This is a genomic window from Blautia sp. SF-50, from assembly GCF_900101315.1.
GTDB lineage: Bacteria > Bacillota > Clostridia > Lachnospirales > Lachnospiraceae > Blautia_A > Blautia_A fusiformis.
Window position 1 is genome coordinate 56,726 of sequence record NZ_FMUW01000009.1, and the last position, 14,551, is coordinate 71,276.

16 protein-coding genes and 1 pseudogene are annotated in these 14,551 nt (G+C 41.9%); 2 read left to right on the top strand and 15 right to left on the bottom strand.

Annotation, left to right across the window (positions count from 1 at the left end):
• Nucleotides 1–42 precede the first annotated feature (42 nt).
• From BLP57_RS07635 to BLP57_RS07665, 7 genes are all read right to left on the bottom strand, one after another.
• Nucleotides 43–576 carry a Holliday junction resolvase RecU gene (locus BLP57_RS07635; RefSeq protein ID WP_015524919.1) on the bottom strand — a complete coding sequence of 178 codons (534 nt, stop codon included), beginning with the start codon at nt 574–576 and terminating at the stop codon, nt 43–45.
• A gap of 12 nt (nt 577–588) precedes the next feature.
• On the bottom strand, nt 589–1,146 hold the full coding sequence (lepB, locus tag BLP57_RS07640) for a signal peptidase I (RefSeq protein WP_022426337.1): 558 nt from the start codon (nt 1,144–1,146) through the stop codon (nt 589–591).
• Nucleotides 1,130–2,098, bottom strand: a complete 969-nt coding sequence (locus tag BLP57_RS07645; protein ID WP_092070574.1) for an RluA family pseudouridine synthase — start codon at nt 2,096–2,098, stop codon at nt 1,130–1,132. Before BLP57_RS07645 ends, lepB begins: the two co-directional genes overlap by 17 nt.
• A 12-nt stretch (nt 2,099–2,110) precedes the next feature.
• Nucleotides 2,111–2,731, bottom strand: coding sequence for a hypothetical protein (locus BLP57_RS07650; protein ID WP_021651487.1), 621 nt, complete (start codon nt 2,729–2,731; stop codon nt 2,111–2,113).
• Nucleotides 2,694–4,568: a YgiQ family radical SAM protein gene (locus BLP57_RS07655; RefSeq protein ID WP_092070576.1), complete on the bottom strand. Its 1,875-nt coding sequence runs from the start codon at nt 4,566–4,568 to the stop codon at nt 2,694–2,696. Before BLP57_RS07655 ends, BLP57_RS07650 begins: the two co-directional genes overlap by 38 nt.
• Nucleotides 4,569–4,614: 46 nt before the next feature.
• Nucleotides 4,615–5,427 (bottom strand): GTP pyrophosphokinase, encoded by an 813-nt coding sequence (locus tag BLP57_RS07660; protein ID WP_015524915.1) that lies wholly within the window; start codon nt 5,425–5,427, stop codon nt 4,615–4,617.
• Nucleotides 5,428–5,705: 278 nt separating this feature from the next.
• A complete protein-coding gene (locus BLP57_RS07665) occupies nt 5,706–7,151 on the bottom strand; it encodes an aminoacyl-histidine dipeptidase (RefSeq protein ID WP_092070579.1) in 1,446 nt (481 codons plus the stop codon).
• An 82-nt stretch (nt 7,152–7,233) separates the two neighbouring features.
• Between BLP57_RS07665 and BLP57_RS07670 the strand changes: the two genes are divergently transcribed.
• Entirely contained in the window at nt 7,234–8,169 is a 936-nt protein-coding gene (locus BLP57_RS07670; RefSeq protein ID WP_021651491.1) for a sporulation integral membrane protein YlbJ, read from the top strand.
• On the opposite strand, the gene BLP57_RS07675 is transcribed toward BLP57_RS07670, so the two are convergent.
• From BLP57_RS07675 to BLP57_RS07695, 5 genes and pseudogenes are all read right to left on the bottom strand, one after another.
• Nucleotides 8,146–8,784 carry a hypothetical protein gene (locus BLP57_RS07675; protein WP_015524911.1) on the bottom strand — a complete coding sequence of 213 codons (639 nt, stop codon included), beginning with the start codon at nt 8,782–8,784 and terminating at the stop codon, nt 8,146–8,148. The two genes, BLP57_RS07670 and BLP57_RS07675, sit on opposite strands and share 24 nt — an antisense overlap.
• 12 nt (nt 8,785–8,796) lie before the next feature.
• Nucleotides 8,797–9,291: a pantetheine-phosphate adenylyltransferase gene (coaD, locus tag BLP57_RS07680; protein WP_015524910.1), complete on the bottom strand. Its 495-nt coding sequence runs from the start codon at nt 9,289–9,291 to the stop codon at nt 8,797–8,799.
• A gap of 15 nt (nt 9,292–9,306) precedes the next feature.
• Nucleotides 9,307–9,855, bottom strand: coding sequence for a 16S rRNA (guanine(966)-N(2))-methyltransferase RsmD (rsmD, locus tag BLP57_RS07685; protein WP_015524909.1), 549 nt, complete (start codon nt 9,853–9,855; stop codon nt 9,307–9,309).
• Nucleotides 9,852–10,247: a methylglyoxal synthase gene (locus BLP57_RS07690; RefSeq protein WP_015524908.1), complete on the bottom strand. Its 396-nt coding sequence runs from the start codon at nt 10,245–10,247 to the stop codon at nt 9,852–9,854. Before BLP57_RS07690 ends, rsmD begins: the two co-directional genes overlap by 4 nt.
• A 188-nt stretch (nt 10,248–10,435) precedes the next feature.
• A pseudogene (locus BLP57_RS07695) lies at nt 10,436–11,083 on the bottom strand (DNA/RNA non-specific endonuclease); the annotation flags it as partial.
• A gap of 407 nt (nt 11,084–11,490) precedes the next feature.
• Between BLP57_RS07695 and BLP57_RS07700 the strand changes: the two are divergent.
• Nucleotides 11,491–11,721, top strand: coding sequence for an alpha/beta-type small acid-soluble spore protein (locus BLP57_RS07700; RefSeq protein ID WP_021651493.1), 231 nt, complete (start codon nt 11,491–11,493; stop codon nt 11,719–11,721).
• A 106-nt stretch (nt 11,722–11,827) separates the two neighbouring features.
• Here the strand turns inward: BLP57_RS07700 and BLP57_RS07705 are convergent, their stop codons facing one another.
• The 3 genes from BLP57_RS07705 to BLP57_RS17600 all read right to left on the bottom strand — a co-directional run bounded on the left by BLP57_RS07705 (nt 11,828) and on the right by BLP57_RS17600 (nt 14,503).
• Nucleotides 11,828–13,060: a hypothetical protein gene (locus tag BLP57_RS07705; protein WP_092070582.1), complete on the bottom strand. Its 1,233-nt coding sequence runs from the start codon at nt 13,058–13,060 to the stop codon at nt 11,828–11,830.
• 82 nt (nt 13,061–13,142) lie between these two features.
• Nucleotides 13,143–13,766: a GDSL-type esterase/lipase family protein gene (locus BLP57_RS07710; RefSeq protein ID WP_092070585.1), complete on the bottom strand. Its 624-nt coding sequence runs from the start codon at nt 13,764–13,766 to the stop codon at nt 13,143–13,145.
• A 185-nt stretch (nt 13,767–13,951) separates the two neighbouring features.
• Nucleotides 13,952–14,503, bottom strand: coding sequence for a DUF6465 family protein (locus BLP57_RS17600; protein WP_175442959.1), 552 nt, complete (start codon nt 14,501–14,503; stop codon nt 13,952–13,954).
• Between the last annotated feature and the right edge of the window lie 48 nt (nt 14,504–14,551).

Sequence of the window (14,551 nt, forward strand, 5' to 3'; positions counted from 1 at the left end):
AGAAAAACTTAAATTTGATTATATAGGAAACCTTTCCAAAAGTCAATCCCGTAATTGCAGATCTTTCTGGATCCCTTCCAGATAAGGAACCAGAAATCCATTTTTTCCGGAAAGATAAAATTCCTCGTCCAGCTCTTCCCGACGAAAACTTTTTCGTCCGCCGTCTTCCATCCTTTTCCAGAATTCCTTCAGCTTACGAAGGGTAAGATAATAAAAAACATTATCTGCGCTGAAATAGATCAGAAAAAAAGCAATCCCCTTCTGCTTTTCAAACTCATCCATAAATGCTACCTGATGAGGATGAATGTTCGCAAGGGGAAAAGTTTTTACACAGCATTCTTTTGCATCGAAGCAGACAGGGATTCCCTGTACTGCTCCGATATAATCTACGGTACTTTTCTGTTCAAAATATGCCAGCGTGATATGCCGGGAGGTTTTATCCATTTTAACCGGAGTGATCGGCGTCGGGATTTTCTGGATGAGGGCCAGTCCCTTTTCCCTGTACTGCTCATTGGTACGATTGATAAGTTCCTCCAGAGTAGAACCACGAAGTCCTCTGCTGTTCCATGTTGCCATAAAGTCTGCCCTTTAATTTAGAAGTTTGATGGATGGGAAATAACGGATCTCCGCCTTTCCGACGATCTGATCAAACTGTACATATGTATTCTGCCAGTATCGGGAATCCTTGGAATTGTTACGGTTGTCTCCCATCATAAAGTAACAGTTTTCCGGTACTTCGTATGGTCCGAAGCTTCCAAGAGGAGTTTCCGACACAAAGGAATCATCCAGAGGTGTCTCTGAATCATTGATATAAACTTTACCATCTTTGATCTCTACTTTATCTCCGGGAAGACCGATGATACGTTTGATGAACAGCTGGGACTCATCATCCGGATATTTGAAGATCACAATGTCAAAGCGTTCCGGATCTTTCCATTTTTTTGAGATCTCATGACCAAATACGTCCATATTCAGACCATAGGCCAGACGATAGCCAAAGATACGATCTCCGGTCATAATGGTATTTTCCATAGATTCTGACGGGATCTTTGCATTGATCAGTACTACATTGTTGATAACCAGGACTACAACTACCACGATGATGATCATCTTGACGTAATCCCATATTTCATTCCAGATTTTCATAATAACTCTCCTCCAACTTTTCCTCTTTTAGTGTTCTGAGAAAGATTTCCGGAAGCGGTGCCGTAAAGACCTTCCCGGATAAATATGACAGGCTTCCTTTCATAGATGGAAACTCCATTCGAAAAGAATGAAGCAGCTGTCCTTTCAGTTTTTTATCGGCTTTTCCATATTTGGGATCACCAACAATCGAATGTCCCTCCGAAGCAAGGTGAGCTCGGATCTGATGTGCACGTCCTGTGATCAGTTCAACCTTAAGAAGGGTACGGGTTCCATTGGTATCCAACGGATAATACTTTGTTTCCACTGGAAGGGCATGTTCTTTCTCTTGTTTATAGATGGTTACTTTATTGCTTTTTTTATCTTTTGCCAGATAACCTTTGATATATCTTTCTTCTTTTAAAACTCCCTCCACAAGACAGAGATAATATTTATGAAGTTCCCTGGACTTGAACATCCCTGAAAGTTCCTGCAGACCGGAAAGGCTTTTGCCTGCCGCTATCAGCCCGCTGGTATTGCGGTCAAGGCGGTTGCATACGGAAGGACGAAAGGTTCTCAGATCATTCTCTGTAAGAGAGCCATTTTTCAGAAGATAGCCGGTCAGATATTCTACCAGTGAAGGGGTTCCGTCATCAGCAGGCTGAGAAAGCATTCCTGCCGGTTTGTTGATCAACAGGATATTTTCATCCTCGTAAATGATATCCAGAGCATAATGTGCCCGTGGAGCAGAAGCATTTCCGCTGAATTTTTCAAATGTTTCATCACTTAAAAACAGTTTTACATGATCTCCTGAAAACAGCTTTTCATTCCCGGTGGCTTTTTTTCCATTGAGCGTGATATTTTTTTTCCTCATCATTTTGTAGAAAAAGCTCTTTGGAGCTTCACGGAGAAGCTTGGCCAGATATTTGTCAAAACGCTGTCCGGCCTCGTTTTCGTTAATGATAAATTCTTTCATTATATAATGCTCCTACAGACAGATTGCCAGGATCGTATGTTTGATCAGTTCTTCCCTGGAAAGATCCGGGTATCGCTCATCCGGCGTGAATTTAATCCCGTTTCTTAAAGATTCTTTGTGCTCATTCATGGAATCCAGACGTTCCAGATAGGGTTTCAGGTCCCTCAGGATCTTTACATCTACTTTATATCCGTTTTTACGGATGATTTTCTGTGACTGCTCTGCAAGGTAGGCGATATCTGCTTTTGGATCACTGGTATAACCCACTACTGTATTTCCGCACACGGCAACAGCATCCAGATAACCGCTTTTCTCATAAAAAGTCATGTACATTTCATAGGACATGACCAGGTCACCGGCATGCTTGCGGATCTCTTTATAGAGCTTTTCATCCATAGGATGACGTAACAGGATCATGATCAGGCTTACCATGGATTTACATCCTGGCAGACAGCCTACTACGGTCAGAACCGTCCAGACTGTCATTCTTGTTCCGTTGACGGCCCACGCCACAAAGAAAATGAGCAGTGGAAGCGAAAATAATCCTGCGGTGATCAGGAGTCTTCGTTTTTTTTCGCTGTTAAAATAACCGAAATCACCTTTTTTTGTTTTTCTTTTTCTGGTATCTTTCATGTGCCGAACTCCTTGTCTGTGTTTTTTTGGCTTTTTTATGAAGCTCTCTGGGACGGATCAGACATTTCGGTCCAAAGCCGACCAGATCCATACGTCCGGTCATCTTAAGTCCTTCCAGGACCAGTTCGCGATTTTCCGGATTTTTATACTGCATCAGTGCTCGCTGTATTGCTTTTTCGTGTGGATTTTTCGGCACATATACCTTTTCGCCTGTCAGCGGATGGATTCCTGTGTAATACATGCAGGTAGAAAGTGTTGATGGCGTTGGATAAAAATCCTGAACCTGCTCCGGCGTAAATCCAAGATCACGGACGTATTCCGCAAGTTTCACGGCTTCCTTCATTGTACACCCGGGATGGGACGACATGAAATACGGAACGGCATATTGCTGCTTACCAGTCCGCGCATTTGCTTTTTCATATTCCTTCAGAAAGCCCTCATAAACCTCGTGCCTGGGTTTGCCCATAAACTTCAGGACTTCATCAGAAACATGCTCCGGTGCTACTCGCAGCTGACCGCTGATGTGATATTTCACAAGCTCATTAAGAAAAGTTTTATCCGGGTCTGCCATCAGATAATCAAACCGAATGCCGGAACGGACAAAAACTTTTTTAACTTTGGGGATATTCCTGACCTTTCTGAGAAGCTGAAGATAATCCTTGTGGTCTACCGTCAAATTCTTACACGGAGAAGGAAACAGGCACTGCCGCTCCTTGCAGACTCCTTTTGTCAGCTGCTTTTTGCAGGAAGGATAACGAAAATCAGCCGTAGGGCCTCCTACATCATGGATATAGCCTTTAAAATCCGGATCCTCCGTCATCTTTTCAGCTTCTTTCAGAATGGAATCGTGACTTCTTGTCTGAAGGATACGGCCCTGATGAAAGGTCAGCGCACAGAAATTACAGCTTCCAAAGCATCCTCTGTTGCTGGTCAGACTGAATTTGATCTCTTTCAGTGCCGGAATCCCGCCTTCTTTCTGGTACATGGGATGATATCGTCCTGTATAAGGCAGATCGTAAACATCGTCCATTTCCATTTGCGTCAGAGGCTGAGATGGTGGATTCTGTATCACATATCCACGGTTCCCATAAGATTCTGCCAGAGGCTTTGCTGTAAATGGATCCGTGTTTCGGTACTGAATGGCAAAGCTGTCCGCGTAAGCTTTTTTATCGGTCTGTACCTGTTCAAATGACGGAAGGACCACCGGATCGTAAACCCTGCTGATATCGTGGCTTTTAAAAACCGTCCCTGCCACATATGTGATCTCATGGACCGGAATCCCGCTTTGCAGGGCTTCTGCGATCTCCAGGATGGAATGTTCCCCCATTCCATAAGAGATCAGATCCGCACCGGAATCGATCAGAATACTGTGCTTGACCTTATTTTCCCAATAATCGTAATGTGCCATTCTTCGAAGGCTGGCTTCGATCCCGCCAAGAATGATAGGCGTATGTTTATAGGTCTGCCGGATCAGATTGCTGTATACAACAGAAGCCCTGTCCGGTCTTAATCCCATTTTTCCTCCCGGAGAATAGGCATCTGTGCTTCGGTGCTTTTTGGAAACCGTATAATGATTCACCATGGAATCCATGTTTCCTGCTGTAACGAGAAAACCCAGGCGCGGTTCCCCGAACACCTGGATGCTCTCCTTCTTTCGCCAGTCAGGCTGAGGGATCATGCCTACACGATATCCTCTGCTTTCCAGAAGACGTCCAATGATCGCAGATCCAAAAGACGGATGATCCACATAGGCATCTCCTGTCACGTAGACAAAATCCAACTCATCCCAGCCTCTTGACTTCATATCTTCTCTTGTAACTGGTAAAAAATCCTGCATTTATAATTCCTCGTATGTATGTGTATTAGTACTGTCTGCCCTATGTTCATATGCTGTGATGGACTGCCTGGGCACGATAACCCTCTGCAATGATATCCAGCTGCCTGTGGAAGCGTTCCAGCTGACGCAGATCCTTGGTTTTGAATACCCGCAGGAACTCATCCTGTATTTTGCTGACTTCCCGTTCACTGGAAACACGGTAGAGATTTTCAATATTATTCAAAATATCCTTTACAAGATTGGACTGCATCTGAGATGAATTCTGGGCATCCATGATCTCATTGCGCACAGAAGACATTTCATGATCCAGCGAAATGATCGCATCGGATGCTTTACTAAGACGTTCTGCTACATGAGGAGGCATATCACCTTTGTATTTATACTGAAGGGAATGTTCGATCGTTGCCCAGAAATTCATTGCCATGGTACGGATCTGTATTTCTACCTGAAGCCGTTTCGGCCCATGAATAGTCTCCACTGTATAATAAAGGATCATGTGATAACTCCGGTAACCGCTCTGCTTGATATGCGTCAGATAGTTCTTTTCACTTTTGACTTCCATATCTGTTCTTTTTCGGATGATCGCAGCAACGGTATCGATATCTTCTTCAAACTGACAAATGATTCGTACTCCTGCCAGATCTTCCATTTCTGTTTCCAGCTGTTCGATCGGGATATCTTTACGCTGCATTTTCTCCAGGATACTGGAAACACTTTTTACTCTTCCACTGACTTGTTCAATGGGAGAATAACGATCATTTTCGTGATACTCTTCTATCATATGTTTAAACTTGACTGTCAGTTCTTTGACAGCCAGCTCGTAAGGGCACAAAATACTTCGCCATAACTGTATTTCCATGTTGCTCGCTCCTTATCATCTGCCGTCAGTCTCTTTTTGGTTTTGGTGACAGCGGCATACATTTTTTATTATAACATATGTTTTGAAAAAAAAGGGATTGTTTATCAATTTTTTATTAAAAAAATATAGAATTATTTTCCTTTTTGTGTGATGCATCCACAAATCTATATATATGTATAATTCTGTATTTTATGAATATTTTTTATCAGGGCATAAAAATACCCTGGAGAAACCTTACGTCTCTCCAGGGTAAAAGTTCGAACATACTCCGAACGGGATCAGTCTTTCAGATTTTTGAGAACCTGTACAAGATAGTTCCATACTCTTTCTGTGGAAGCAATGCTGAGAACCTCCTCGGATGTATGGATATCCTTCATATCCGGTCCAAGGGATACACAGTCCAGTCCTTCCATTTTTTTATAGAAAAGCCCGCATTCAAGGCCTGCGTGGATCGCTACGACTTCAGGCTTATGTCCGTACATTTCCTCAAAAACTGCAACCATTTTATCTCGTAATGGAGATTCCTTTCTGTACTCCCATGCCGGGTATGCACCCTGTACTTCATAGTCACCACCAAGAAATTCTGTGAGATATTCAATCTTATCAGATAATGCACTGCATGCAGCGTCTACAGAGCTTCTTACACTGGAACTTGCAAAAAGCTCGTCCCTATCCAGACGGAGGATACCGATATTGCTGGAGGTTTCCACCAGGCCTTTGATGGTTCCGCTCATTTTCTGGATTCCGAATGGTACATTCTGCAGATAAAATACGATCTTTTCCTGACTTGTAGGATGAAGAACCTCTGCTGTTGCAGTACCCTTTTCTGTTATTTCAAAAGTAATGTTTTCGTCAGAACCAGTATATTCTTCACGGAGCTGCTCCTGGAGCTCTTTTGCGTAAGCTTTTACCTCAGCAACGGAATCCGTAAGAAATTCTGCGGTGCACTCTCTTGTAATGGCATTGTCTTTCTGTCCGCCTGTAAGAGAAATAATGGCGTATTCCGCTTTTTTCTTAAGTCCGTAAAGAAACCGTCCCATAAGTTTATTGGCATTCGCTCTGTTCTTGTCAATCTCGGCACCGGAATGTCCGCCCATAAGTCCACAGACTTTGATCTGTACCTTTTCTCCTTCTCCTTCTACACGCTGGACAGGGATATGGCTGATACCGGAAAGACCGCCGGCACAGCTGATCCAGAGACTTCCCTCCGCTTCAGAATCCAGATTAATAAATCTTCTTCCCTTCAGCACGCTGCAGTCCAGACCGACTGCACCAAGAAGACCGATCTCCTCATCAACCGTGAGCAGTACTTCAAGAGGAGGGTGTGGAATATCTGTACTGTCAAGAAGGGCAAGGCCATAAGCAACTGCAATACCATCATCACCGCCAAGAGTTGTTCCGTTGGCTGTGATATAACCATCTTTTACAGAGATGTTCAAACCATCCTTTGTAAAATCATGATCTACATCCGGTCGTTTCTCACATACCATGTCCATATGGCCCTGGATGATCACTGTGGGAGAATTCTCATATCCTGATGTGCCTGGCTTGTAGATCACTACATTATTCAGCTCATCCTGTACATATCTGAATCCATGATCCTTCGCGAATTCCACAAGGAAATCACTGATCTGTTTTGTATTTCTGGAACCATGAGGAATCTTGCAGATTTCTTCAAAATAATGAAAAACTCTCTTTGGTTCACAATTTTCTAATACTGGCATAAATTCTGCCTCCTTCTGCTTCATAAATTCATTTGTCTTTTATAATAATCATATACTGTAAAAAAAGCAAGGACCTGTTTTTATGAAACGAAAAATAATTATATTTTTCTATATCTGCCTGTTGTTTTTTCTGCTTTTTCACCCAAAAGAAGCTCTTACCGGAGTAAAAAATGGACTTGGATTGTGGTTGAATATCATGATTCCCACTCTGCTGCCATTTCTGATTCTGACAGGAGCATTATTAAAAACTGGAAATATCCGGAAGCTTCTGAAACCATCTGCTTTCTTCTGGAAAACGTTTTTCGGGCTTTCACCTGCTGGAGCCTATGTTCTGATCCTGGGTCTGTTATGCGGATATCCTATGGGAGCCAAACTGGCACATGATCTGTACATAGATCAGCAGATTTCCCGCAGAGAAGGGGAATATCTTCTTACGTTTAGCTGCAATGCAAGTCCCGCATTTATCATTTCCTATCTTTCCGGGATACTCTTGAAAAATAAGATATCAGCAGTACAGATGATCCTCACTTTTCTGGCGGCAGATCTCTTTTGTATGCTGTTTTTTCGTTTCGTTGTATATCGCGGGCATACCGTGGACTCTGTCTGCGTAAACAAGATAAAAAAAGAGACATACCAACAGGACTCCATAGGAGTCATCCTGGATGTCTCGATCATGGACGGATTTGAAACTATCACACGTCTCGGGGGCTATATTCTCCTCTTCTCACTGATACTCGCCAGTATCAGCTTTTACTGGCCATTTCATGCACAAAGCTGTATGCTGTTCACAGCACCACTGGAACTAACTACCGGGCTGAAACAGATTGCCGGCGCACCACTGCCATGGAAAAGCAGATACCTTGCTTCTATGCTCCTGACTTCTTTTGGTGGCTTTTGCGTCATGGCTCAGACAAAAAGCGTATTGGAAAACAGTTTGTCACTGATCCCCTACGCTATTTCAAAATGTCTGAACGCCAGTGCGATATTCCTGATCCTAGTTTTCTCCGATATCGTCTAACAGATCTTCGTCTTCTTTTGTTATAGAAGAACTGTCATCATCCTGGAAGGTATTGGAGATTGCCGCTGCCTGAGCAGTCTGTGGTGCAAGCTCCTGACGATTATGATTAACAACCTCAAGGCAGCTCTGCAGAGCATCAATAAATGCTTTGTATTTACCACCGGCATCTTCAAGTGTCTGATTCAGGACAGAACCGATATTCGCCATCATATCATCTGTGTATGTGATCGCACTGAGACGAATGCTGTTTGCATCCTGTGTTGCAGAATCAAGAATCTCCTGAGCCTGCTTGTTTGCAGCATTTATGGTCTCATTTGCCTGTGCATATGCTTTCTGCATGATCTCATGCTGTGTAACAAGTTCCTGAGCTTTGGCCTGAGCATCTGCGATCAGACTGTCAGCTTTAGCCTGAGCATCCTCAAGGATCGCATCCTTATTGCTGATGATCTTCTGATAACGTTTGATCTCATCCGGAGTTTTCAGACGAAGTTCACGTAAATACTCCTCAATCTCTTCTTTGTTCACTACGATCTTGGTAGTGGAAAGAGGCTGGAATTTACAGCTGTCCACATACTCTTCAATCTCCTGAATAATCTGTTCAATTCTGCTGCTCATAATACACTCTCCTTATTTCTCTGTTTCTCTTTTTTTCAATTTCTCTTCGACTGCATCCGTAATCTCACGTGGAGCGAATTTGCTCAGATCTCCTCCGAAATTAGCAACTTCTTTCATGATCGTGGAGCTTAAGTATGCATATTCCAGACTGGTTGTAAGAAAAACGGTGTCCACATCCGGTGCCAGAACACGATTAGTCTGGGCCATCTGCAGTTCATATTCAAAATCCGTGACAGCACGAAGCCCTCGAACGATCACCTGGGCATGGTTTTCCCTGGCAAAGTTCACTGACAGGCCCTCGAATGCTTTCACCTCCACATTCGGGATATCTTTTGTCGCCTTTGTTAGTATCTTAACACGTTCTTCTACAGAAAACAACGGACTTTTTGCAGAATTATGCAAAACTCCCACTATAACCCGGTCAAATGAAATGCTTGCCCGCTTAATGATGTCAAGATGGCCATAGGTTGCCGGGTCAAAGCTTCCCGGGTATACTGCTGTTATCATATGTCTGTCTCTCTTTCATTTTTTTAGGAAAACATGCTTGTTGGTTTTATATTCCTTGGAACGTACCAGATGATATCCAAGGTCCTCTACATAAGAAAAATCCGTATGTAGATCTTCCTCCACAACGATCAGCGTGTTTTCATCTGCAAGAGTGCTGTCAGCCAGATACTCAAGGACTGGTTGTTCCAGATGCTGTTCGTATGGTGCATCCATAAAAATACAGTCAAATGGTTCTCCGCCTTCCAGTGAACGCAGTGCCTGAAGCACATCCATGTTCAGCAGTTTACCACCATCCGTGAGTTTTGTAAATGAAAGATTTTCGCGGATACAAGTGCATGCTTTGGGATTTTTTTCCACAAATACGGCATACTCGGCTCCACGGCTCAGAGCTTCAATACCGATCGCTCCGCTTCCGGAAAACAGATCCAGAAACCGACAACCCGGTATTTCAGGCTGGAGAATGTTAAAAAGAGTTTCCTTAATACGGTCTGTTGTTGGTCGTGTCTCATTTCCGGGAATGGTTTTTAAGTTTAATCTACGTGCTTTTCCTGCTATGACTCTCATTTCAGATTTAATCTCCAATCCAGATCACCGCGGGCCAGTCCAAGGATCAGAAGTTCCGCAGTGGCAATATTTGTAGCAACCGGAATGTTGTACTGGTCGCAGCGTTTGACAATGCTCATGATATCCGGCTCTACCGGGTCCATCATGACAGGGTTATAAAACAGGATCACCATATCCAGATCCTGACGCTCTACCATCTCCATAAACTGCTTGTCTCCGCCTATACTTCCGGCAAGAAACTTGTGAACGTGAAGACTGGTTGCTTCCTCGATTCTTCTTCCTGTTGTTCCGGTTGCATATACTTCATGTTTGGCAAGGATATTCTTGTATGCAATACAGAAGTCTTCAATCAGAACTTTCTTACTGTTATGCGCAATAATTCCTAAATTCATAATTCACCTCTCCATTCTGCCCTTGGGTTACATTCCTTTTCTCCCCTTTATATAGGTAAAATCATATAACTCTGTAACTGATTCTAGCATAACGCCCAAAAAAGTGCAATTTAATTCATGTAAATTCATGAAAAATTAATATTTTCTATTTCCAGCCACAGGATTCTGTAAATTCAGGACTGCAACCAACTGTTTCCAGTGAGATAATCAATCTCAATTCCCGACTGTACGTTGTATACAAAAACATGAAATTTTACTTCTGAATCATTCACAGATTCCGCTTCCATCTCCACTCCTTTTGCAACTAGTTCTTCTCCTTTAAAAACCGGAGTAACCCGGTACATACATGGATTGCCAGTACTGTGTACATAATCCGCCACTTCATTTTCAAAAGGAAGCATTCCGGTTACATTGAGATATCGGGTTCCGGTAATCAGATTTTTTCTGTTTGCATTTTCACCGGTGAGCTGATACCCCAGAAGATGGCAGCGATTATAAAGATATTTTCCATCTATATTGTCATATTTTACGGTATGCCATCCAGTCGGTTTAATCATTCCGATCACCCCACGTTCTTCTGTCGGCATCAGTTCCGGAGTGATTTTGGACTCCGCATATCCACATCGACCAAGGGAATCCAGCTTACTGTAAAATTCATAAGCCGGTCCGTTCTTTTTTTCGGTAGAAAAATCCGGAATATTTCCATTAACTTCTATACAAGGACTGCCGCTGTATTCCGGAATATTTCCAGGAGAAATTCCCTTCTCCTGTTCTTCTGTCTGTTTTCCTTTCTGGTTCAGTGTTTCACGGACTGCATCAGAAATCGTTTCGGATATTTTTTCCGAGAAATTTTTTGCATTTTTTTCTATATATGTAAGAAAAACAGTGCCAAACAGTTCACCCTGCTTTTTTACATCTTCCAGAGTGTGTGGAGGAACCCATCCATTACACAGAGCAATTGTAAGACAAAGTACAATTGCGGTTATCATATTTTTTACAGGTTGTCTTTTTCTTTTTTTCTTTCTCCTGTATGTGGGATATCGTTTCTTTTTCAATGTGTCCCCCTTTATTTCCTCTGACAGATATTATATGCACTGTAAAAAGTATTATAACCTTCCGTTTCAGCAAAAACAACCATACATTCGATTTTTATTTTTCCTTTAACTGCCAGTGTATTATTTTTGTTATTTCATATACTAGCACTGTAACATCAAACCAAACACAACCAAGGAGGAAATGAATTATGCCAAGTAATACTTCTTCTAACAAAGCAGTTGTACCGGAAGCAAAGGGCGCACTTGACCGTTTTAAATACGAGGTAGCAAACGAGCTGGGCGTTCCGCTTACAGATGGATACAACGGAAACCTGACCTCCAAGCAGAATGGATCTGTTGGTGGATATATGGTCAAGAAAATGATTGAAGCGCAGGAACGTCAGATGTCCAGCGGTTCCCAGGGCGGCCAGCAGTATTAATCGTCCCGGATATTTTAAGCAGATCTGTTTCCATGCAGAACTAAACACTTATGCAGAAAAAGATGCTGTATGACAGAGATATTCTTGCCAGACAGCATCTTTTTTCTTATTCAAGATCTCTTTTTCCACAAAAGGATGTAAAATAAAACAAAATCGCCAGACAACTGACAGCCAGCTCCCGATGTGTAAAAAAGGAATGAATATATGAATGGTTACTCATTATAAAATACCATACAAATGGCATACATGCTATAATTATAAAAACACTGTTACTGATAAAATTTATTTTATCTGTTTTTTTCTGAACACACCGGATCAACAGATAAACTACAAAGATCAATACCGAAACCAGTATTATTTTTGGAGAATTGGAAATATTTACTTTCCAGACATCCATATGTGTCCATGTATTATTCCCGTTACTGGTAGATACACGAAAAGCAGCGGTATCTACTGCATTTTTAAGTACATTTTCACGAAGGATAAGGCTTGAAATCAGCCACTTCGAGGCCCACATTCCTCCATAACCAATTCCCCATGATAACGTATAGCCCACCATATTCTTCCATTTCCCCAAGCATCTGGAATTTTCGTCTGATATGATCGCAAAACACAGCAAAAATCCCACGCTTACCAAAGGATATGTTAAAAGATCCAGATATGCAGTTACAATCCCTGAAATCAAAAACAGCAGTTCATATTGATCATGAAAAATTTTTTCACATTTCAGCATGATCAGAATTTCCAGCAGTACCGGAATAAAAACCGTGGAAAACTGGAGCGATTTTCCCACTATATTTAGAGGAAAAAACATCAGCGTGATCAGAAATGGAAGGATATATCTGTTCTTGCCTTTTTTCTGCATAAGAAGGCAAATCCAGACAATCAGCAAAAGATCCGTAAAAATAATCAGACTCCTTATCTGCTGATAATTAAAAACTTCCAGAAGAAGTTTAAGTGGAACAAGATATCCATGCCAGTACCTTGCATAAGATACAGATTTAGTATCTTTATCGTTCCTGTGTTCCAGCCAGGTTACAGCATATTTATCAGAATTTCTTTTTTTATAATTTCCGAAGGCTTTCTGAAGCAGCGGATACTCACTGTCATAGGATGCCATATTCAACATTATTGCATCGGTATAATTATCCCTCATTGTTCCCAAAATTCCAGGAGTCTCCACCGGATAATTTCCTTCTTCTGTCAAAACGGCCACAGATTCTTCCACATGTCTGTCTATGGGGCTTTGCGGCAACGCGTAAGCAGCAGTTAACAAAAAGCTTCCACCTATAACAGAACATAAAAAAGCTGTAATATATGTAAATAAAGTTTTCTTCATATACCTGTTCTCCTTCAATTTAATACTTTTTAATAGTATCATATTATTCACATCGACACAAGGAGACAGTATATTTAGTTTTCTACAGCAGTTTCTGTAATTTCCTGTACACTACCTCTGCAAATTTTTTATGTCCTTCCGCATTAAGATGTTCCTGATCTGCCTCACAGCACTGGACATGATCGGCAGCCGGAAGAAATTCAATTTGCCGATCCCTGGCTATTTTTTCATAAACAGGCTGGAGGTTTCTGGAAACAGCTACTGATTCTCTGGAAAACTCCTGGTCATATCCCTCCTGCCACACTTTTTTCCCAAGATAAATCGGTGATATCAGAAGAACTTTAGCTTTTGGTGCATATTCCTGAATCTGATCCAGAAGACGGCTGATTCCCTTTCCGATCACGTCTGCCGATGCGCCAAATACCGTTTTGCAGTCATTGGTTCCCAACATCAGAGTGATTACATCTACCTGGGCATATGTTTCCAGCAATGTGGGTAGAAGTGCCGTACCTTTTCTTCCATCGCGGAGAGGATCTTCAAAAACTGTTGTCCTTCCGCAAAGTCCTTCTTCAATAATCCTGTATTCTTCCTGATTCAGTTTTTCCTGAAGAAGACTGGTCCAGCGCACACCCCATGGAAGTCTTTTTCTGCTTTCGCCATCATATCCCCAGGTATTGGAATCTCCAAAACATAATATTTGCTTCATCTTTATACCCTCTTTTCATATATGTTTACTATGCTTATTGATGTAACTATCGTATCATGGCTTTTCCAGTTCGTCAAATATGTAAAAGAAATAGCCTGCTATAGTTGTTCACTATAGCAGGCTATCCGATATACTCATAAAATGTATATGTTTGTTCAAACAGATCATTAAATTGTCAATTCTGATTAGAGACCAATAAACCCTGTAACATCTCCATTGATCACATAATGAGCTCCATTATCTTCCGGTTTGATATAAATCTTAAGATCTTTCAGATCAGAAGCTTTTTTGCCTATATCATCTGTCCAGATCTTTTTGATCCGGTCAGCAACTTCGGAAGTATGTATCTCTTTCCCCCAGTACTGAACATATACTTCTGTAACTGTCTCTGTTTTTTTAGCAGTTGTTTTTCTTGTTGTTGTTTTAGCAGCTGTCTTTGTGGTTTTCTTTGCTGCTGTTGTTTTTCTTACCGTTTTCTTTGCAGCAGATTTCTTTGCCGGTTCTTCCGCCTCGGCAGCAACTGGCTTCTCTTCAACAGTTTTTGTTTCTGCTGGTTTTGTTTCTACTGGTTTTTCAGCTGCTTTTGTCTCTACAGAAACTTTTGCATCGTCTGTTTTCGGTGTTTCAGCCTTAACGGCATTCTCTTCGGACGTAGTTACTACAGATTTTGCAGGAGTCTCACTTACTGAAGCCATTTTTACAGTTGTCTTGGTTGCAGCTTTCTTTGTTCTAGCCATTTGATAGCCTCCTTACAAGGGATTTGTTAATCTTTTCTCGAAGTTAAG